Annotated in this window: 20 protein-coding genes; 6 read left to right on the top strand and 14 right to left on the bottom strand. The window is 50.4% G+C overall.

Annotation, left to right across the window (positions count from 1 at the left end; all coding sequences use genetic code 11):
- Positions 1 to 4 precede the first annotated feature (4 nt).
- Together ATHL_RS04510 and fmt are read right to left on the bottom strand one after the other, a co-directional pair.
- Positions 5 to 1054, bottom strand: coding sequence for a ketopantoate reductase family protein (locus ATHL_RS04510; protein ID WP_062190229.1), 1050 nt, complete (start codon positions 1052 to 1054; stop codon positions 5 to 7).
- Positions 1055 to 1061: 7 nt separating this feature from the next.
- On the bottom strand, positions 1062 to 1916 hold the full coding sequence (gene fmt, locus ATHL_RS04505; RefSeq protein ID WP_420807570.1) for a methionyl-tRNA formyltransferase: 855 nt from the start codon (positions 1914 to 1916) through the stop codon (positions 1062 to 1064).
- Positions 1917 to 2097: 181 nt separating this feature from the next.
- Between fmt and ATHL_RS04500 the strand changes: the two genes are divergently transcribed.
- Positions 2098 to 2427, top strand: coding sequence for a DUF4870 domain-containing protein (locus tag ATHL_RS04500; protein WP_062190227.1), 330 nt, complete (start codon positions 2098 to 2100; stop codon positions 2425 to 2427).
- 90 nt (positions 2428 to 2517) lie between these two features.
- Here the strand turns inward: ATHL_RS04500 and ATHL_RS04495 are convergent, their stop codons facing one another.
- Together ATHL_RS04495 and ATHL_RS04490 are read right to left on the bottom strand one after the other, a co-directional pair.
- Positions 2518 to 3576 carry a CysS/YqeB C-terminal domain-containing protein gene (locus ATHL_RS04495; RefSeq protein WP_062190225.1) on the bottom strand — a complete coding sequence of 353 codons (1059 nt, stop codon included), beginning with the start codon at positions 3574 to 3576 and terminating at the stop codon, positions 2518 to 2520.
- A 65-nt stretch (positions 3577 to 3641) separates the two neighbouring features.
- Positions 3642 to 4310, bottom strand: coding sequence for a M48 family metallopeptidase (locus tag ATHL_RS04490; protein WP_062190223.1), 669 nt, complete (start codon positions 4308 to 4310; stop codon positions 3642 to 3644).
- Positions 4311 to 4342: 32 nt separating this feature from the next.
- Here ATHL_RS04490 and ATHL_RS04485 point away from each other — a divergent pair, with 32 nt between their 5' ends.
- Both ATHL_RS04485 and ATHL_RS04480 read left to right on the top strand, forming a co-directional pair.
- Positions 4343 to 4675, top strand: coding sequence for a hypothetical protein (locus ATHL_RS04485; RefSeq protein ID WP_062190221.1), 333 nt, complete (start codon positions 4343 to 4345; stop codon positions 4673 to 4675).
- 18 nt (positions 4676 to 4693) lie between these two features.
- Positions 4694 to 4939, top strand: a complete 246-nt coding sequence (locus ATHL_RS04480; RefSeq protein WP_062190219.1) for a glutaredoxin domain-containing protein — start codon at positions 4694 to 4696, stop codon at positions 4937 to 4939.
- Between the two features lie 13 nt (positions 4940 to 4952).
- Here the strand turns inward: ATHL_RS04480 and ATHL_RS04475 are convergent, their stop codons facing one another.
- Genes ATHL_RS04475 through ATHL_RS04460 form a run of 4 tightly spaced genes read right to left on the bottom strand, consistent with a single transcriptional unit; the run spans position 4953 to position 7006 of the window.
- Positions 4953 to 5180 carry a hypothetical protein gene (locus tag ATHL_RS04475; protein ID WP_062190216.1) on the bottom strand — a complete coding sequence of 76 codons (228 nt, stop codon included), beginning with the start codon at positions 5178 to 5180 and terminating at the stop codon, positions 4953 to 4955.
- Positions 5177 to 6034: a DegV family protein gene (locus tag ATHL_RS04470; RefSeq protein ID WP_062190214.1), complete on the bottom strand. Its 858-nt coding sequence runs from the start codon at positions 6032 to 6034 to the stop codon at positions 5177 to 5179. The genes ATHL_RS04475 and ATHL_RS04470 overlap by 4 nt, the downstream gene beginning before the upstream one ends.
- Before the next feature lie 6 nt (positions 6035 to 6040).
- Positions 6041 to 6655, bottom strand: a complete 615-nt coding sequence (locus ATHL_RS04465; RefSeq protein WP_062190212.1) for an RNA polymerase sigma factor — start codon at positions 6653 to 6655, stop codon at positions 6041 to 6043.
- A 3-nt stretch (positions 6656 to 6658) separates the two neighbouring features.
- A complete protein-coding gene (locus tag ATHL_RS04460) occupies positions 6659 to 7006 on the bottom strand; it encodes a 4a-hydroxytetrahydrobiopterin dehydratase (protein ID WP_062190210.1) in 348 nt (115 codons plus the stop codon).
- A gap of 67 nt (positions 7007 to 7073) precedes the next feature.
- On the opposite strand from ATHL_RS04460, the gene ATHL_RS04455 reads away from it, so the two are divergent.
- A complete protein-coding gene (locus ATHL_RS04455; protein WP_162787572.1) occupies positions 7074 to 8156 on the top strand; it encodes a hypothetical protein in 1083 nt (360 codons plus the stop codon).
- On the opposite strand, the gene mutS is transcribed toward ATHL_RS04455, so the two are convergent.
- Positions 8137 to 10710 carry a DNA mismatch repair protein MutS gene (gene mutS, locus ATHL_RS04450; protein WP_062190206.1) on the bottom strand — a complete coding sequence of 858 codons (2574 nt, stop codon included), beginning with the start codon at positions 10708 to 10710 and terminating at the stop codon, positions 8137 to 8139. The two genes, ATHL_RS04455 and mutS, sit on opposite strands and share 20 nt — an antisense overlap.
- A 169-nt stretch (positions 10711 to 10879) precedes the next feature.
- On the opposite strand from mutS, the gene ATHL_RS04445 reads away from it, so the two are divergent.
- A complete protein-coding gene (locus ATHL_RS04445) occupies positions 10880 to 11992 on the top strand; it encodes an ABC transporter ATP-binding protein (protein ID WP_062190204.1) in 1113 nt (370 codons plus the stop codon).
- A 74-nt stretch (positions 11993 to 12066) separates the two neighbouring features.
- On the opposite strand, the gene ATHL_RS04440 is transcribed toward ATHL_RS04445, so the two are convergent.
- Entirely contained in the window at positions 12067 to 12726 is a 660-nt protein-coding gene (locus ATHL_RS04440; protein WP_062190202.1) for a TIGR01906 family membrane protein, read from the bottom strand.
- Entirely contained in the window at positions 12723 to 14279 is a 1557-nt protein-coding gene (locus tag ATHL_RS04435; RefSeq protein ID WP_062190200.1) for a spermidine synthase, read from the bottom strand. Before ATHL_RS04435 ends, ATHL_RS04440 begins: the two co-directional genes overlap by 4 nt.
- A gap of 142 nt (positions 14280 to 14421) precedes the next feature.
- Between ATHL_RS04435 and ATHL_RS04430 the strand changes: the two genes are divergently transcribed.
- Complete coding sequence (locus ATHL_RS04430) at positions 14422 to 14607, top strand: hypothetical protein (RefSeq protein WP_062190198.1); 186 nt, start codon at positions 14422 to 14424, stop codon at positions 14605 to 14607.
- A 96-nt stretch (positions 14608 to 14703) separates the two neighbouring features.
- Here ATHL_RS04430 and ATHL_RS04425 read toward each other — a convergent pair whose 3' ends face one another.
- The 3 genes from ATHL_RS04425 to ATHL_RS04415 all read right to left on the bottom strand — a co-directional run bounded on the left by ATHL_RS04425 (position 14704) and on the right by ATHL_RS04415 (position 17110).
- The gene (locus ATHL_RS04425) at positions 14704 to 15138 is read right to left on the bottom strand and encodes a hypothetical protein (protein WP_062190195.1); all 435 of its coding nucleotides are present in this window, start codon (positions 15136 to 15138) and stop codon (positions 14704 to 14706) included.
- A 24-nt stretch (positions 15139 to 15162) separates the two neighbouring features.
- On the bottom strand, positions 15163 to 16344 hold the full coding sequence (gene rmuC, locus ATHL_RS04420) for a DNA recombination protein RmuC (RefSeq protein WP_062190193.1): 1182 nt from the start codon (positions 16342 to 16344) through the stop codon (positions 15163 to 15165).
- A 244-nt stretch (positions 16345 to 16588) separates the two neighbouring features.
- Positions 16589 to 17110, bottom strand: a complete 522-nt coding sequence (locus tag ATHL_RS04415) for an SPFH domain-containing protein (protein WP_062190191.1) — start codon at positions 17108 to 17110, stop codon at positions 16589 to 16591.
- Positions 17111 to 17161 lie beyond the last annotated feature (51 nt).

Genomic DNA, 17161 nt, shown 5'->3' with positions numbered 1-17161 from the left:
GCCTTCAGGGGAGCAGTTTGAGAAGCTGGTCAGGTTTGTGAGCAAATCGGTCGGGGGGTATTTTCCCTGCTGTGAGAGCCAGAAGGGTTTCGGTCAAAAGACTGTTCACTGGAGTTGGAATGCCCAATCGCCTTCCAAAGCGCACGACCGCCCCATTGAGATAATCCACTTCGCTCTTACCACGCCCGGCGTGAAAGTCAATATGGAAGGATGGCATTTTATCACCTCGCCCGCTGGCCAGTACCCTGCCCAACAGGAGCCGGCTGAGGAAAAGAGGCAGATGGTTTGCAGACCATGCCAGTGCCCGCACGGGTGTTTCTGGTAAATCTATCACTGGTATATCCTGAGCCTGCATCACCCGTATGGCCTCCTGCAACATAAGCATTTCCATGCGGAACAACCCCGGATGGGCAAAAATCTGAGAAGGGGGCATATCTAAGATCGCTGATGACGCATTCCCCAGCAAATTGGTGAGCATCTTCGACCATTTCATTGCCGCCGCCTGATCATACATACGCGCCCGCAATCCAGCGCGATCCATGACCGCTACAAGCGTCGGCGCCAGGATGTGCTCATTTGCGATACCAACCCCACGAAGCCGTTCAACCACAATTTCTCCCGGCCCCCGGCGCCCTACAGCAGTGGTAATGGTGCCCGCGATCACCTTGTCTGAACCAAGGTGCTCCGCAATCACCACCTCGTTTTCCACCCCATTCTGAAAACAAATCACCGGCGGGAGTGCAACCCGATAGGGATGAAGGCTCTCTGCCAGGGCTAACGTATCATACGCTTTTACCGCCAGGATGGCTACATCATAAGGCCCATGCGTTAGCACATCATCGATATGATCTACTACCTGCGGGGAAGGTACACGGCTGGCTTTTTCACCCTGCCAGATGGTCAACCCTTTTTCGCGTAACAATTGAGCAGGTTCAGGGCGCTCAAAAAAAACCACCGAATGCCCGGCCAAAACCAGGCTACCTCCAAGGTAAGTTCCAATGGCACCTGCCCCAAAACAAAGAAACCGAAGTTGCGGGAGAGAAGAGTCGGTCATAAAAAACTTAATCGCTCCAGTGGCGCGCTCCAGATAAAAATTGTTTCCCACTCATGGGTCTTTTGCTGGCCGGTTGGACCTCGTCCAGGATCAACCAGCCACCCACAGCACCCAGCCCGGGCCATCCATTAATCACACAGTGCCTTCCGGGTACAGCATGATCATCTGTTACCCCATGCGCGCGGAGGATCTTTAAGGGTTGCCCCTGCCACTCGATAAATGCACCCGGCCAGGGATTAAATGCGCGAACCCGATTCACAAGAGAAACCACCGGCTGCGATAGGTCTAACCGACCATCTTCTTTTTTCAGCATGGGCGCCAGGGTAGCTTTCGAGTCATCCTGAGGAATCGGTTGAATTTCACCTGAAAGATAACGGGGAAGGGTTTCCATAAGCAAAGATGCCCCGGCCTCTGCGAGTCGTGAAGACAGTGATGCGGCATTATCTTCAGGCAAAATGGGCACTTCTCTTTGACTGAGAATCGGCCCTGTATCCACCCCGGCGTTCATCTTCATAATCGTCACCCCGGTGACTTCATCACCGTGAAGCAAGGCCGCCTGGATGGGTGCCGCTCCGCGCCACCGGGGCAACAGAGAAGCATGAACATTGATACAACCGTACGGAGGCAAATCGAGCACGTTCTGGCGCAAAATCTGGCCAAATGCGGCCACCACAATCACCTCTGGGGCCCAGTCCAGAAGCTGTTGAAACGCCTCTGGCTGGCGCAGTTTTTCTGGTTGCATCACCGGAATTCCCAACGATTGCGCCAGGAGCTTAACCGGCGGTGGAGTGAGTTGTTTTCCACGTCCCGCAGGGCGGTCAGGCTGCGTGACCACCCCAACCACCTGATATACCTCTGCCAGCCTCTGAAGAACAGGCAACGCAAATTCAGGCGATCCCATGAAAACAATGCGCAGTGTCATTGGCTAAAATTGTAACACATGGATTAATTTAAGGTCATTTTACAGTTGTACATTTTAAAAAAGTGAGTAAAATGATAACTATTCTTCACCAGATAACCATTTTCATTTCAGGAGGATTGCTATGGAATCACCGGCTCCGCAGATCGAATCAACCAGCGATGATCGTCTTTGGGTTTTGCTTGGATATATCTTTACACCCATTATCCCCATTGTCGTGCTTCTTCTAGAGGATAAGAAAAATCGCCCCTTCATCAAGGCTCACAACATGCAGGCATTAATCCTGGGCATTGTAGAATGGATCATCAACATTCTTCTCAGTTTCGTCGTGATTGGTTGCATTACCAGCGTATTGACGCTGATCCTGAACATCTACCTGGGGATTAAAGCCAACCGGGGTGAGGTGTTTGAAATCCCGGTCATTACAAAATTCGTTCGGCAACAGGGCTGGTAAGATCAAAAAAGCGGGATGAGGGGGGTTCCATAGATTTTCGTGAAATCGCGTCAGGCCGTCTCAACCCCAAGTTGGACGGCCTGGTTTCTTTTAACCCCGATGGATCAGCTGGGGGCCTGAAGGGGTATCCCGTACCTCCCAGCCAAGCCGGGTGAGCTGGGTACGAATGCGGTCCGCCTCTCCCCATTGGCCCTGTTTCCGAGCCTTTTCACGTTCTTGAACAAGAATTTCAACCTCATCTGGCAGAGGTCTCTTAGAAAAAGCCGCCGCAATCCGTTCCCTCTCTCGCGCAAGGGCCTCTTCCCAGACCTCCTTACCAATTCCCTCCTCTGGAGACACCAGCCCTTTGAAGTCTCCCATGACCTCCAGGGGAAAGGATTCGCCCTCCCCCCATGTCCATTCTTCTCCCTGGCGAAGAACATGGGCCGCACCCCTTCCCACAACGTGACAGACACCCTCATTCAAATCCATGATCACCGCGGTATGTTCATCAATCCCCAGGATAGCAATTTCTTCAGGGAGTTGCGTTTGTAGCAGCTTAAAACGTTCCATCCCCATAAAACAACGGCTGGTGTCCAGTTCAGCGCCTCCATCCGAATTGTTCCAGTGGGGAAAAACCACCAGCGAGAGACCATATACCCTCAAAAGATCAAGTCCGGGTTTCCAGTGAGGATCTTCTCCTACTTTATAAATTTCATATACCGGCAAAGCCAGCTTGCCAATGGCAATACTGGCCGCACTGGCAAAAACCAGGGCCGCACCGAGACGGTGCCGTGCAAGAATATATCTCCAGGCCAGACTGTCCTGCAATTGCCTTACCGTAAAGGTTGGGCTTCCTGGCCCGGCGAAAATGAGTTGACTTTCAAGAAGGGGAGATAGAATTTCGGGGTTATTTGTGCTGAAAGGCCCATCCTGTTTTCGTGCCGGGATACATACGACATTGGCCCGGTAATTCTGTAAACGAAGGGCCAGATAATCGGCTACTTTTCGAGCAACACCGGCAGCATTAAGTTCAAAACCCGCAGGGGTCTCCAGCACAGCCACTGTAAATCCCTGCCCCAGATTCCCGGCAATCGTTTCATAAACCTGACCAGCCGCGGAGGCTGTCTCGCCTGAGCCAATCAACACCACCAGACCCGGCTTCACCATACTTCCATAATAGCCGGGTTTTCTCTGATTTCAAGTATAAATAGATACTTCACAGACCAGAACGCTCAGAATTGAAATATCTTCTTTCCCATCTTCTTCAACCAGGCACGTTGCACCCGATAATCCGCCTGCCATAAGGCAACCAGGTTCCAAAAGGCACGGGAATGGTTGGGAATGAGAATATGGGCCAGCTCATGAAAAATAACATAACTCATGGCCGCCGGAGGAACCATCACCAGACGCCAGTTCAAACTGAGCGTTCCACTACTGGAATATGACCCCCAGCGCTTACGGGCGTTGGAAATACGGATGCGCGCAGGTTTCACCCCTGCACGTAAGCCAAGCCGATCAACCATCGGTATTAAAATCCGCCGTGCTTCGGTGAGATACCACTCCATCAGCACATCACGTGCCCGGGATTGGTCATTTTCGGGGAGAATGACGAACCCATGCCTAATTTTTACCGATTCAAGACTTTTTGAGAATGTCAGCGTATATTCCTTACCCAGATAGAGAAAGCTCTCTCCCGCCACAAACCGGGGAGGCAATTCCGCCTGCATAAGCTGGCGCATTTCTTCTCTATTTTGGGTGATCCAGGCCTCTTTTTGGGCTATCAAGGCCTCGATCGCTGCTTTGCTGGCATGCAGGGGAGCGCGAACCCACACCTCCCCATCCGGGCGAATCTCAATGGCGATCGTTTTCCTGCGTGAACGGATTAGCCGATATGAATCCATTACGGAAAATTATAGTGTAGAATCATCAGGGGATGGATCAAGAAACCAGAAACCAGATTAACCTTGAATTGGAGCATGGATGGGCCGCACACAAGCAGGGGCTTGAAGGACGGGCACGAGTCCATGCACGGAGAGCCGCTGGCATTGCCGCCCGCATATTCCTCCACACTCAGGGAAGTAACATCACCATAAGCGCATACGATGCCCTGCGCCAGGTAGCCGCATTATCTACAGTGTCTGCCCGTGTCCGTCAGGCCGCCCGGGCTCTTACCCTGCGGGTTGATGAAACCTTCCAGCTTCCAGCCCATCTTAACCTTTTAGAAGAAGCCCAAATCCTGATCGAAGAACTTCTCCCAGAATACTGAAAGGATTATAAAACGTCCATGGAAACCGAGATCATTGTTTATGGGACAACCTGGTGCGGAGATAGCCGTCGAGCTCGACGAATTCTTGACGAGAACCAAATCCCCTACCTGTGGGTGGATATTGACAGTGACTCTGAGGGAAGAAAATTCGTGGAACAGGTCAACAAAGGGTATCGAAGCGTTCCAACCATCGTCTTCCCCGATGGGACGATCCTGGTAGAACCTTCTTCGAGCGAATTGAAAGAAAAACTTGGGTTGTCCTGAAACAGGCCCTTTCTCAACGCATCTGACGGATAGCCCAGATCAGAAAAACGAGAGACGAAATTACCAGCACAATGAACAGGGGCAATTTCGAATCCGGGGTTGCCGGTTCAACCACAGGTCTGGGGGTCACGAGCCGATCGTGCAGACGATTGATAAATTCAGGGTCAGGATTCACCGGGCGCAGAGAACGCCTCAGATGTTGTTCAAGGCCTTGAATTTGATCCGGGGTCGATAGCGTCATTCCTCTTCTTCCTCATCCACTGGATAAGCTACAATTCCGATGGTACCGGGGCCAAGGTTTGCCGCCACCGGTATCGAAAGGTCCGTAATAATGGATTCCTTGACATTAAGCAAGTTGCGAATGCGCTCAAGCATTTGCTGAGCCGCCTGAGGATCAGCCGCGTGAACAATGGCAATATTAGCCGGGCGATTTCCAACCCTTTGCCGAACCGTTTCCAGCACCTGCTCCAGCGCTTTCTGGCGTGTGCGCACACGATCAGCCATTTCCAAAAGTCCGTCTTTCAAGATCACAATCGGTTTAACCTTCAGCAGTGAAGACAGCGCATTCTGAAACGCGTTAATCCTCCCGCTCAAATGCGCAAACTCCAGGGTATCCAGGGTGAAGATCACCGTAAGGCGAGTGCGAATTCTCTCCAAACGTTTTAAAATTTGTTCCGGAGTCTTGCCAGCTCTATCGAGAATACGGGCCTCTCGGCACATAAAACCAACAGCAGCTGACCCGGCCCCCGAATCGAACGGGAAAATACGGTATTCCTCTTTCAGCTCCTGAGCCGCGGCCTGAATGGTCGCCAGGGTGCCCGAAAGTTTTCCTGTCACATGCATGGAAAGGATCGTATCCCCTTTTTGTGCAATTCTCCGGTAAAAATCGACCACCTGCCCGGGAGAAGGTAACGATGTTTTAGGAATAATCCGGGTCTGCTTCACCAGATTATAAAAATCCATAAAGCTGAAGTTCTCCCCCTGCGTATAAATCTTTTCTCCAAAACTGACACGCAATGGGAGAATGTTAATCTGATACTCTTCCTGCCACCCCTCGGGCATATCGGTTGCCCCGTCAGTCACAATCCGCAACATGGTCTTTCACTCCTCTTCCAGCCCATTGATCTGATCTCGCAAGGTGAGGAGAGTGCGGTGATACAGGCTTTTAATGGCTCCCTCACTGCGCATCATGATCGCAGCAATTTCCGCATTCGACATCCCCTCAACAAACTTCAGGATCAACAATTGCTGGCGTTCTGCCGGGAGCCGGCGGATGACTTTGAGCAAATTCTCCAATTCCTGGTTGGTCACCAAAGTATGTTCCGGGAGCTCTGTACGAGTCGCCAGGGAAGGTTGATCTTCCAGAGGCACCTCATTTCGGCGGCTGTTATCACGATGCCAGTTAGCTACCAGATTGTGAGCAATGCGATAAAGCCAAGCCGAAAAAGGCACACCACGGTTATGATAATGGGCAATGTGGTTGAGCGCCCGATGAAATACCCGTGACGTCAGATCCTCAGCTTCGGTAGGGTTGCCTGTGCGGTAATATATATAATTGTAAATCCGATTGACGTAGCGTTCATACAACAGTGTGAACGCCTCGGTATCGCCTGCTGAAGCCCTTTCGATGATTTGATCTTCGGGAAGAGCTTCAAGATCAGGGGAAGATGGCTCTTCATCAGGGTTAACCCCATCATACACGTCAGGTTTCGCCAACGTTTACCTCAAGTCTTCAATGAGCCGGTCCGTTTTGGCCGCCATAATGAAGTCATTTTTGTGTAATCCACCAATTCCATACGTCCACCAGGTGATAGTTAGCCAACCATATTCAATCAGCAAGGTGGGATGGTGATCGTTCATCTCTGCTATTTCGGCAATCTGATTCGCCAGCTTGATTGCACCCATAAATCCCGGTGTTTTTACGCGTCTTTGCAAACGGAGCTCGCCCCTTTCTTCAACAAGATTCCATGCCCTGACCTGAGGAAGCAAAGGGTTTATTTCATCCATCGTGAGGGGCGGTATCTGCCCATGGCAAGGAACACACTTCATCAAGTGTAAATCTTGCATTCACTTCCCTCCAGCCGCCGGGAAACTTTCAGGAAACACTTCTTCGATGTGTTATTATAACCATGGAATGAACCCTGCTAAAAATTCTTCCTCTACTTTAACCTTAACCCCTGTTCCATGGGTACGGCGCGCCTTGCGTTCTATTTCGGCCCTGTTGCTGATGTTTTCTCTCATCCCGGCGGCGGCAACTTTACCTGCTGAGCAGATCCTTTTTCAACCCCAACCTTACCTCGATTCGCTCGAGAGCTCCGGCTGGTATTCCCAATATCCTCACCTGCTCATGGACCTGGTTCAAGGCTGGAGCGGCTGGTTGATTCCCGGATTGCTCCCGATGATACAGGCCCTCTTCCCGCCCAATCAGACACAGCAGATCATCCGCTTCATTTTCCCCGAGACCTGGGTACGCGATCAGACGGAGCAACTGGTTACCCATTTCTGGATTCTGGCCTTCTCCCCGACCCCCGGAGAAACATCCCTCACATTGGATTTTTTCCCTGTCAAAACCAGGCTTAGAGGTGAAGATGGACGAATCTTAATCCAGCAAGCCTTTCAGAACCTTCCCGTTTGCACCACCCAGGATTTGCTGACCATCGCCGGGCTTGCTCTTCAGGGAAAGCCCGCTTCACCCATCCAGTGCCGCCCGCCTGCGCTCCTGGAACCACTGGTCATTACCGGCCTTCAATCCACACTGCAGGCCTTTATCAATCAGCTTCCCGATAAGGCCGTTCTTACCAGAACCCGTCCGCTTCAGGATGAGAGCCAATCCACCCGTGGTCTGTTCCGATCAATCCGAAGCATCCTTCGGGGAAGTAGCTTTTCAGTGATCCTGTTTTTAATATCTGGTTTTTTCCTTGCCAGGCGCAACTTTGCCCACTGGATTGAGTGGGCCGGTTTTCCATTCTATATTGGCGGACTCCTTGGTGCAGTGTTAAGCGGCCTCGCAGGTACAGGCCTCCGCTGGCTCCTGGAGATGATCTCTCTCTGGCTTCCCGGTGCAGTTCAGGAAGTCTTTCTCTTCTTTGGCGGGGTAATGTACCGGGTAATGGAACAATTCCTCCTCTGGACCGCCGCAGTTGAGATTACCTGCGCTCTGACAGGACTGACGTTGATTTTAATCAGCCGTTCCCGGATTATTCGTCAGGCGGAATAAACCGCTTCTTCCATTCGTACAACCGGTTGATCGCCTCAATCGGCGTGAGAGAATTCACATCCAGCTTCCTCAGCTCTTCCAGCAACGGATTGGTCTCAGGGAAAAGAGCCATTTGCCGGGGAAGCTGAGGATCAATACGCACAGCTTTGCCTGAGGAAGATTCCAGTTGCTGAAGGATTTCATTCGCCCTCTGAACTACCGGACGAGGCATCCCCGCAAGCTGGGCAACATGAATCCCATAAGAACGGTCAGATCCACCCGGCACAATTTTATGTAAGAAAACCACCCGACCATCGGCTTCGCTGACCGCAACATTATAATTACGCACACCGGGAAGAAAATCACTGAGTTGAATCAATTCATGGTAATGCGTTGCAAACAGGGTATGCGCGCGAAGTGCAGGGTTGTTATGGATGAATTCGATCATCGCCCAGGCAATGGAAACCCCGTCATACGTGCTGGTTCCCCGACCGATCTCGTCAAGGATGAGAAGACTGCGAGGTGTGGCATGATTGAGAATGTTCGCGGCCTCAATCATCTCCACCATAAAAGTCGATTGCCCGGCATGAATTTCATCCTGGGCTCCAATCCGGGTAAAGATGCGGTCTACCACACCAATCCGGGCACTGGAAGCAGGCACAAAACTTCCCATCTGTGCCATAAGAACAATGAGCGCTACCTGGCGTAAAAAAGTACTCTTCCCGCTCATGTTGGGCCCGGTAATGATACGGATAATTTCACCAGGCTCAAAGACAGCATCGTTAGGCACAAACCGCTCCCCGCTCAACCGGCGTTCCACCACAGGATGACGTCCGTCGCGAATTTCCAGTACCCTGTCAGCGGTCACCTCAGGGCAGGTGTAATGGCCGAGTGCAGCCGCCTCGGCCAGAGAAGCCAGGGCATCCAGGTTTGCAAGCGCTCGGGCGGTGGATAAAAGGCTTTCTCTGGCAACCGCCAGACTGGAACATACTTCCCGAAACAGGCGTGCCTCAATTTCACGAATACGTTCCTCGGCATTGAGCACGAGAGCTTCGTATTCTTTCATTTCCGGGGTAATAAACCGCTCTGCGTTAACTAAAGTCTGTTTCCGGATGTAATTCGGCGGCGCGCTGGCGGCGTTCCCACGACTAATTTCAATATAATAGCCAAAAACTTTGTTGTACCCGACCTTGAGGGTTTTAATCCCCGTTCTTTCACGTTCTACGGCCTCCAGGTTGGCAATCCATTCACGTGCATGGGTAGAGGCATCAATCACAGCATCCAGCTCAGCTGAATACCCCGCACGTATCACTCCCGTGTTCTGCAGCGTGGCAGGCGGATCATCGCTCAGAGCCTTCTCCAGCAAATCAAGTTGTTCACCGCAGAGATGGAGTTCCAACAGAAATTCTTTTAGCGCGGAGGGAATCTCTGAGAAAAGATTCCCTACAGCGGGTAGCTGGCGTAAAATACTCCGAATGGCGACCAGGTCGCGGGGTAACGCATGCCCCGAGACCACCCGGTTGACCAGCCTTTCCAGATCACCAATGGGACGGAGTACGGCCCGCAACTCAGCTCGCAGAATGCCCTGTTCCAGAAAATACCCTACCGCAACCTGTCGTTTTCGGATCATTTCCAGGTCCAGCAGTGGCTTACTCACCCATTGACGGATGAGACGTTTCCCCATCGGGGTGAGAGTATAATCGAGCACCGAGAGCAGGCTGCCTTCTACCTGGCCATCACGGATGGTTTCTGTTAACTCCAGGTTTCGGCGGGTGGACGCATCCAGCACCATAAATTCACTCAGGTTATACGTGGAAAGCCCGGTAAGCAGTTTTAGCGCGGCAGGTTGGGTCTCTTGAAGGTATTGCACAATAGCACCAGCCGCACGAGCGGCTAACTGTTTCCCACGCAGACCAAACCCATCCAGAGTAGCTACTGCAAAATGGGTCATCAGGACTTCCTGACAACGGGCGGTCTCAAACCGCCAGGCAGGGAAGGGCGTCACATGGCCGGGAAGAGAATCGGAGAGATGAAGCGTTTCCGGCAGGAGTATTTCAGATGGGCTAAGGCGGATCAACTCTGCCCGCAAGGTAGACAGACTGGCATCGGTATCGATTTCGGTAGCTGAAAACTCGCCTGTGCTGATGTCCACATAGGCAATTCCTGCGCGGCTGTCCTGCACCACAACTCCCGTAAGGTAATTATTGCGGTCACCTTTCAGAAGCCCCGGTTCGATCAACGTGCCAGGTGTGACCACCCGAACCACTTCACGAGGAAACAACCCCTTTACAGGTTGATCTCCAACCTGTTCGCAGATAGCCACATGGTATCCCCGCTCGATCAGACGGGCCAGATAATTCTCCACCGCATGATAGGGAATACCGGCCATCGGCACACGTACTCCGCGAGCCACCGGGCGTGAAGTGAGCACAATATCCAGTTCACGCGAAGTTACTTCTGCGTCTTCATCGAAGGTCTCGTAAAAATCTCCCAGGCGAAAGAAGAGAATCGTCCCCGGGTACTGACGTTTGATCTCAAGGTATTGCTGGCGAATAGGGGTTACATCTTCACTCATCAAGGGGTATTGTATTCCAATTTTGCCTTCAGGGGAGGAAACCAATGGATGGATCACCGCATAAAAATATTTTTATCTAAAAATTTTCTCCCCGTTTTTCATTTGCCATTCCATCAAAAGAATTCTATAATAAGCTCACTATACCCAATTCCAGAAGGAGGAATGACCAATGGCAAGTGTAACGTACGATCATGTCACAAAAAAGTTCGGGGATTTTACCGCTCTGAACGACCTGGATATCCAAATTGAAGACAAGGAGTTCCTTGTGCTGGTTGGGCCTTCAGGCTGCGGTAAAACGACGGCTCTGCGATGCCTGGCAGGGCTGGAAGAGATCACGATGGGACGGATTTTAATTGGAAACCAGGTAGTCAACGATGTTCCTCCCAAGGATCGGGACATTGCTATGGTTTTCCAGTCCTACGCGCTCTACCCTCACATGACGGTCTTCGACAATATGGCATTCGGCCTTAAGCTCCGAAAAGTACCCAAGGACGAAATCAAGCGCCGCGTTGAAGAAGCCGCCCAGATCCTTGGTATCGAGAATCTTTTGAAGCGGAAACCACGCGAACTGTCCGGCGGTCAGCGCCAGCGTGTGGCAGTAGGAAGAGCCATCGTTCGCGAGCCAAAGGTCTTCCTCTTTGATGAGCCTCTCTCGAACCTGGATGCAAAACTCCGCGTGCAAACCCGGGCAGAGATCAGCAAACTCCACCAGCGCCTGCAGACCACCTTTATTTACGTGACCCACGATCAGGTAGAAGCCATGACTATGGCTACGCGCATCGCAGTCATGAACAAAGGCGTCCTCCAGCAGCTGGATACCCCCCAGAACCTCTATGATCGCCCCGCCAACCTCTTTGTCGCGGGCTTCATCGGTTCTCCTGCCATGAACTTCTTCCCGGCCAAACTCCGCCGCGGCGATGGTGCTCTCGTGGTTGAAGGCGGTGCCTTCTCGGTCAAGGTGCCAGAAAACAAGACTGGGGTTTATGCTCCTTACGTCGGGCGTGATGTCATTTTCGGTATTCGCCCGGAAGATATCCACAACCCCGTGTTCGCCCCTCCAGGAATTCATGCCGCTCCTGTCGAGGCCAAAGTTGACGTAACCGAATTGATGGGCAATGAAATTTTCCTCTACCTGGTAAACGGCAAAGATAATTTCGTCGCCCGGGTTGACCCACGCACACGCTTCCAGATCGGTGAGCAGGTTCAGGTCGTCTTCAACATGGACAACATGCACCTCTTCGATCCCGCCGCCGATTCTGAGAATCCGCCGGCTATCCGCTAAGAATCCTTTCACCGGGAACAGCACAACGCCCCGCAGAAGCGGGGCGTTGTCTTTCTTTGCATTACACCAATGAACTAGACAGAACGCTTCGGTAAGCGGGTCAACAGGAACCCACCCAGCAAAGTCAGTATTCCCATAAGGATGAAGGCATCTCGCCAGAATGGAAGCGGAAAAAGCCGAATCAACGAATCGGAATATCGGAAGAGCCAGGTATCTCCCACAAAAAAGAGCCGGTGAAACATGGTGAAAAGCCAGTTAAAACTAACCCCTACCCCCACCAGAATTAGAACAACCAGTCCGATCGTCCACCATCCTCCCCTCCCAAAGGCACGAAGCAAATCTGTCAGCCATCCGCGCCGCCAGGCCCACGCCAGTAAAATGAGGTAGATACTGGTTAAAATAGTCCACGCCGTTACCATGGATTGCACAAGCAATTTTACATCTCGCATGTGAGACAATTCACGTTCATTATAAAGCGGCGTACCATCCTGAAGACGCTGGTTAGCGAGGAATTCTATCCCGGCATCATTCAATAAGTAGTCAATAGAAACTCTGGACCAGTGCAAACGATCTTCCAGAGAAAAACCGTAAGGATCGGGTGGGAACCAGGGCATACGGTATTCAACCTGAGGATAAAACGGTGTAATCAATAAGCGAATGGCTGTCATCATAAGAAAGAACGGCACACTGAGCGAGATCAGGAAAAGCCCAAGTGAACGCAGCACGGTTTTCATTGCAGTACCTCCGCTTCTCCAGAGAGCAAGAAACGTACCACCATCGTATTGGTAATCCACTCAATCGGAGCCTGGTCATCAGTGAATACAACTCCCCCGGTGGGCGCAGGTTGGAGATTTTCAAGAACCACCTTGAGAGAGTACAGGATCAGGGGATGAACATCGCCTCGCCCAAGAAGATAGACCAGATTGGCATCCAGATTCGCCGGATCAGATGGTTGTATAGAAGCGTAGAGAATCGAGTTAAAGGTACCGGGCAGGTCAACCACATACACACTGGGGAATACGGTCAGCAGGGTAGCACTGAAGGCCTCAATCAATCGGCGATCACCGGGGGCGCGCCCCACATTGATTGTTACCACGCCATCATCAGTAAGGTGGTTGCGCACCTCCTGAAAAAACTCCCGGGTGGTGAGATGCCAGGGAATATAAGGCGGCCGATAAGCATCAATACTGATAACCTGATACCGTCGTGAACTGTGCGCCAGACCATAACGTCCATCTTGCACAATCACATTTAAATTGGGGAGGTTCATACCAAAATAATCACGACCCACCTGAACAATTTTGGGGTCAATTTCGAAACCATCAATAGTCAGGCTTCCGTAAGCAGCTGTGGCCTGCCGGGCAGTCGTTCCGGCCGCCAGCCCGATGATCGCCATGCTACGAAGAGTTTCAGGGTCATACGGAGCAGGATTAAAATAGGGGGCAGCCAGCACCTGTTCCCAGGGACCTGCATAAAACAATTGGGTAGGATGATACATCGAATGAATGCCCTGCCCCTCATTCAGGCGTAAATATCGGAAATCACCATCCTGGATGACCTGAATGTAGTTATAGGAAGACTCAGTTTCAAACATTAGCCCGGGTGTAGCCTTATCAAATCCTCGAACCCCAAGCACCGCCAGTAAAAGGATGATCATGGGCATCCAGAGGAGCGAAAGCACCGGCTTCCATCCACATGAGCGCCACAATAACCCGAGCGAAATGAACAGCATTAACCCACTGATCGATAGAAAAGTACGATACGTTCCCACTAGGGGAATAAGGATCAGACCGGGTAAAAATGTTCCAAGAAACGAACCCAGGGTAGAAACAGCGTAAATCTTCCCCGAAACACTTCCTGCCTGCCCCGGGTCTTGAATGGCCAGACGGATGGCAAAGGGAGATGCCATTCCCAGGAGAGTAACCGGTACCACAAAAAGCACCATAACCACAACAAAAGAACCCAGGAGCGCCCCCATTTGGAGCTGGTCAAACGCATTGGATGCCAGTCGTAACACCGGACGGGAGATTAACGGCACCAGGCCAATGGTAAACCCTCCCCATGCCAGAATATTAAGAAAAGTCCGTGGGTGTGGAGACCGGTCTGCCCAGCGCCCACCAAGCATATATCCGGCGGTAAGATAAATCAAAATTAAGCCGATGATCGAAGCATAGATTAAATTGCTGGTGCCAAAATGATTCTCCAGCAATCGAGAAGCTGCCAGTTCGGCAGCCAGGGTGGTCAACCCGGAGAAAAACACAGCGAGGTAAAGTTGCGATGTGCGCATGGAGAGATTATACCTGTGGAAACCAGCCTGACGGAATATATCAGAGTCCCTGTTTTGCCCGGAGCACATCAGAATAGCGCCAGTCTGCCAGCCAACGCAAAGGTGCCCTTCACCTATCTGTGCAGGTAGGAGTGAAATAAGGATGGACAGGTTAACGAGGGACAGAAATTTTTCTTCCGGTCAATTTGTGAATGGTATATTCTCCGGCAATATTGGTGTTTCTTTATCCAACAGCAAAGATATAGCCAGGATTACTGGCGATACCACCGAGAGCGGAGAAAATGGGAGAATAAATGTACTTATGAAGGCAAGAATAAAAACGGCTTGATTTTGCAAACGATCTACCTTTGCCAGGCTCACCAACAGCGTTTCCACTCAGCAGCGCAGTCGCCAGCAGTCAGCATCAGGCAGTGATCACAGGATTTTATAAACTAATCCAACAATACAAATTTTGACCCCCGGCCACTGCTTTTCTGGCTAAGGTCGCAATTTCTTTTATCAAAGAAATAATCTCCTCTTCTCTGCCACCATCAAGCAGCCATTCCTCGGTTGAAGCCCATAACCTACCCATTTCTTCAACCTGAGATCGATCGGCCTCCGCAAGCGCCCGCGTTAAAGCGTTTGGAACAAGAACTACCCAGGGGCCATCATCACTTGCCGATCTTACGATCATGTCACCAAGACTATTTAGATGGTCGTTGAATGAAGAACCATCCATGATGCACTGAAGCTGGACGAGTTTGACGACCTCAATTCTCCGCGCCCGGACAGATGGTAAAGATTGCGCAGGGCTCTGGCGTATATCGAGAGATTGGAGTTCTGGGGGTGTCGTTATGAACAAATCGCTTAATAATCCCATAGCATTTCTCCTTTATCAGGCTGGTTAGCCCTCACGTATTTGATCCGTTGATTCAGACAATGAAGGTACGGAATTTACGCCCATCTGTAAACCTGTGAGACTGCTACTCAGCTTGCCCAGTACCGCCCGCATATCATCCCTTGAATTATTCATCATTGTTATAGCCCTCGATAATCGCCCATCTATCTCTTCCTGTAAATGAGTAATACTTTCCTGGGCAGTCTGTAAATAGACTTCTAATTTCTGCAAATCTATACTCTGGCTACTTTTCAACGCGGTCTGAAAAACCAAAAGCAGATAAGGTACAAACATGCTGTAACTCACCAGAACCACATTGAGTTGAAAAGTCTCCGACAGGATCCCTGCACATAGATCATAAACTGCGTCTGGCACAACAGCAACGCCGAAATTTACAGTGATGCTGGGATCGAGGTATTTTCTTACTTCTTTTGCTTTTGCCAAAACTGCATTTTCAATATCTTTCTTTAGCTTCTGTTTTTCCTGAGTATCATCAGAATTGATAAATTGCTCCAGCAAATTCGTAGCCGCCCATTTGCTGTCAATCGGCATAATCAAATTATTGGGTAATCGCAGTGCAAATTCGACCGATTTTCCACCAATTCTAAAATCTCGGACCTGCCATTCGACTGGAAGTTTGGAAAAAACCACTTCAAGAACATTTTCACCTGCTAAACCTTTCGTTTGTGTGCCTGCAATAATGGTTTCCAGCCTGCGAATCGAATCTGCAGTTTGGCGCTCAATTTCTTGTTTTGATTTTAGATGAGCATGAAGTTCTTTTAAATCATTTTTAGTGCTCGATAATTCATTCCTCATTGCCCCTGTTGCTTCGGATAGACTTGCTGTGAGCGCTTTGAGTTCTGAAATGGATGATAAGGCACTTGTCGCCAACCTTCCTATCCCCTGATTCGATAGGGATTGATTTTGTTCAACTGAAACGATTCTCTCTGTCAACCCCCGAATTTCCGATTGCATGGCATTTACTGCTTGCGTAATTGGCTCAACATGAGATAATTTCTCTCCCAGAACAGCAATCTGGGAAACAAGTTCCGATGAGTCGCTTTTCTTCCCCTGAAGTTTTTTCAGTTGAAAGAACATCACAACCATAAAGAAAATCAGGGAGAACAAAACCAACAGAAGGACAATCCCTGCAAAGAGTGTGATGATTTCTACGGAAATATTTGCCATCTTATTCCCTTATCCATTCTGCAGAATGACCCGCCTCACAGCATGCGTTAACATCACCTGGGCAGGTGTGAAAGAAGCTCCGAGAGCAGGAAAAAGCCCGAAGCGAGGAAAATGCCTGTAAGCCGCGCAGAATCTTACTTACAGTCGGCTGCACGCTTTGTTGGGCAGCGTTTCGCCAAAAGGCCTTACTCGATTTATCGCATAACGCCAGCATTTTATTTTGAAATCCTGCTCAGGCATACGGTTATTGAGTATCATGAATGCTTAATTTACTGACCTCAAAGCCCCATAACCTGCTGGAACGATAAAGAACATCTTTCAATTGATCTTCCAGCCAATCACGTCGTTGCATTAACTCATCCCTGCTTTTGCTTTTTACGATATCGGTTATCTCTATTTCAATGACTCTGGATAGAGCATTTTCCAGGTTGGGCACATTTATCACGTATTTCTCTGGATCAGTCACTTTTCCTTCGACAGTCACTGCCTGGGAAATCATCTGATTATCTGATGTGAGCAAATTACCATATTTGTAGTGGAAGGTTGGCTGCAAATCAACCCAAATGGCATAATCAATCATGGGAATAAGGGTCACGATTCCTGGACCTCGACTCCCCAGGATCTTCCCGAACCTCATAATCACAACTCGTTTGCTTTCGGGTACGATTTTGGTGGAAAACCTAACAAAAGCAGTGGACAAGAAAAACAATACCAGGCCAATAACAACCATTGCTTTAATCAAGATGTCGGTGGAAATGGATGACATATTAATTCTTTTCTTTCCTCGGACAAAGCTGCTCAACAGTTTGCTTTAGCT

The organism is Anaerolinea thermolimosa (assembly GCF_001050195.2).
GTDB classification, from domain to species: domain Bacteria; phylum Chloroflexota; class Anaerolineae; order Anaerolineales; family Anaerolineaceae; genus Anaerolinea; species Anaerolinea thermolimosa.
Note: the sequence above shows the minus strand (reverse complement) of the source record. Positions and strands in the feature narration are given on the sequence as shown.

What these genes read in the sequence shown, in the direction of transcription:
- ATHL_RS04510 (WP_062190229.1), bottom strand. Translation starts at nt 1,054, where the DNA reads ATGACCGACTCTTCTCTCCCGCAACTTCGGTTTCTTTGTTTTGGGGCA.
- ATHL_RS04500 (WP_062190227.1), top strand. Translation starts at nt 2,098, where the DNA reads ATGGAATCACCGGCTCCGCAGATCGAATCAACCAGCGATGATCGTCTT.
- ATHL_RS04495 (WP_062190225.1), bottom strand. Translation starts at nt 3,576, where the DNA reads ATGGTGAAGCCGGGTCTGGTGGTGTTGATTGGCTCAGGCGAGACAGCC.
- ATHL_RS04490 (WP_062190223.1), bottom strand. Translation starts at nt 4,310, where the DNA reads ATGGATTCATATCGGCTAATCCGTTCACGCAGGAAAACGATCGCCATT.
- ATHL_RS04485 (WP_062190221.1), top strand. Translation starts at nt 4,343, where the DNA reads ATGGATCAAGAAACCAGAAACCAGATTAACCTTGAATTGGAGCATGGA.
- ATHL_RS04480 (WP_062190219.1), top strand. Translation starts at nt 4,694, where the DNA reads ATGGAAACCGAGATCATTGTTTATGGGACAACCTGGTGCGGAGATAGC.
- ATHL_RS04475 (WP_062190216.1), bottom strand. Translation starts at nt 5,180, where the DNA reads ATGACGCTATCGACCCCGGATCAAATTCAAGGCCTTGAACAACATCTG.
- ATHL_RS04470 (WP_062190214.1), bottom strand. Translation starts at nt 6,034, where the DNA reads ATGTTGCGGATTGTGACTGACGGGGCAACCGATATGCCCGAGGGGTGG.
- ATHL_RS04460 (WP_062190210.1), bottom strand. Translation starts at nt 7,006, where the DNA reads ATGCAAGATTTACACTTGATGAAGTGTGTTCCTTGCCATGGGCAGATA.
- ATHL_RS04455 (WP_162787572.1), top strand. Translation starts at nt 7,074, where the DNA reads ATGAACCCTGCTAAAAATTCTTCCTCTACTTTAACCTTAACCCCTGTT.
- mutS (WP_062190206.1), bottom strand. Translation starts at nt 10,710, where the DNA reads ATGAGTGAAGATGTAACCCCTATTCGCCAGCAATACCTTGAGATCAAA.
- ATHL_RS04445 (WP_062190204.1), top strand. Translation starts at nt 10,880, where the DNA reads ATGGCAAGTGTAACGTACGATCATGTCACAAAAAAGTTCGGGGATTTT.
- ATHL_RS04440 (WP_062190202.1), bottom strand. Translation starts at nt 12,726, where the DNA reads ATGAAAACCGTGCTGCGTTCACTTGGGCTTTTCCTGATCTCGCTCAGT.
- ATHL_RS04435 (WP_062190200.1), bottom strand. Translation starts at nt 14,279, where the DNA reads ATGCGCACATCGCAACTTTACCTCGCTGTGTTTTTCTCCGGGTTGACC.
- ATHL_RS04430 (WP_062190198.1), top strand. Translation starts at nt 14,422, where the DNA reads ATGGACAGGTTAACGAGGGACAGAAATTTTTCTTCCGGTCAATTTGTG.
- ATHL_RS04425 (WP_062190195.1), bottom strand. Translation starts at nt 15,138, where the DNA reads ATGGGATTATTAAGCGATTTGTTCATAACGACACCCCCAGAACTCCAA.
- rmuC (WP_062190193.1), bottom strand. Translation starts at nt 16,344, where the DNA reads ATGGCAAATATTTCCGTAGAAATCATCACACTCTTTGCAGGGATTGTC.
- ATHL_RS04415 (WP_062190191.1), bottom strand. Translation starts at nt 17,110, where the DNA reads ATGTCATCCATTTCCACCGACATCTTGATTAAAGCAATGGTTGTTATT.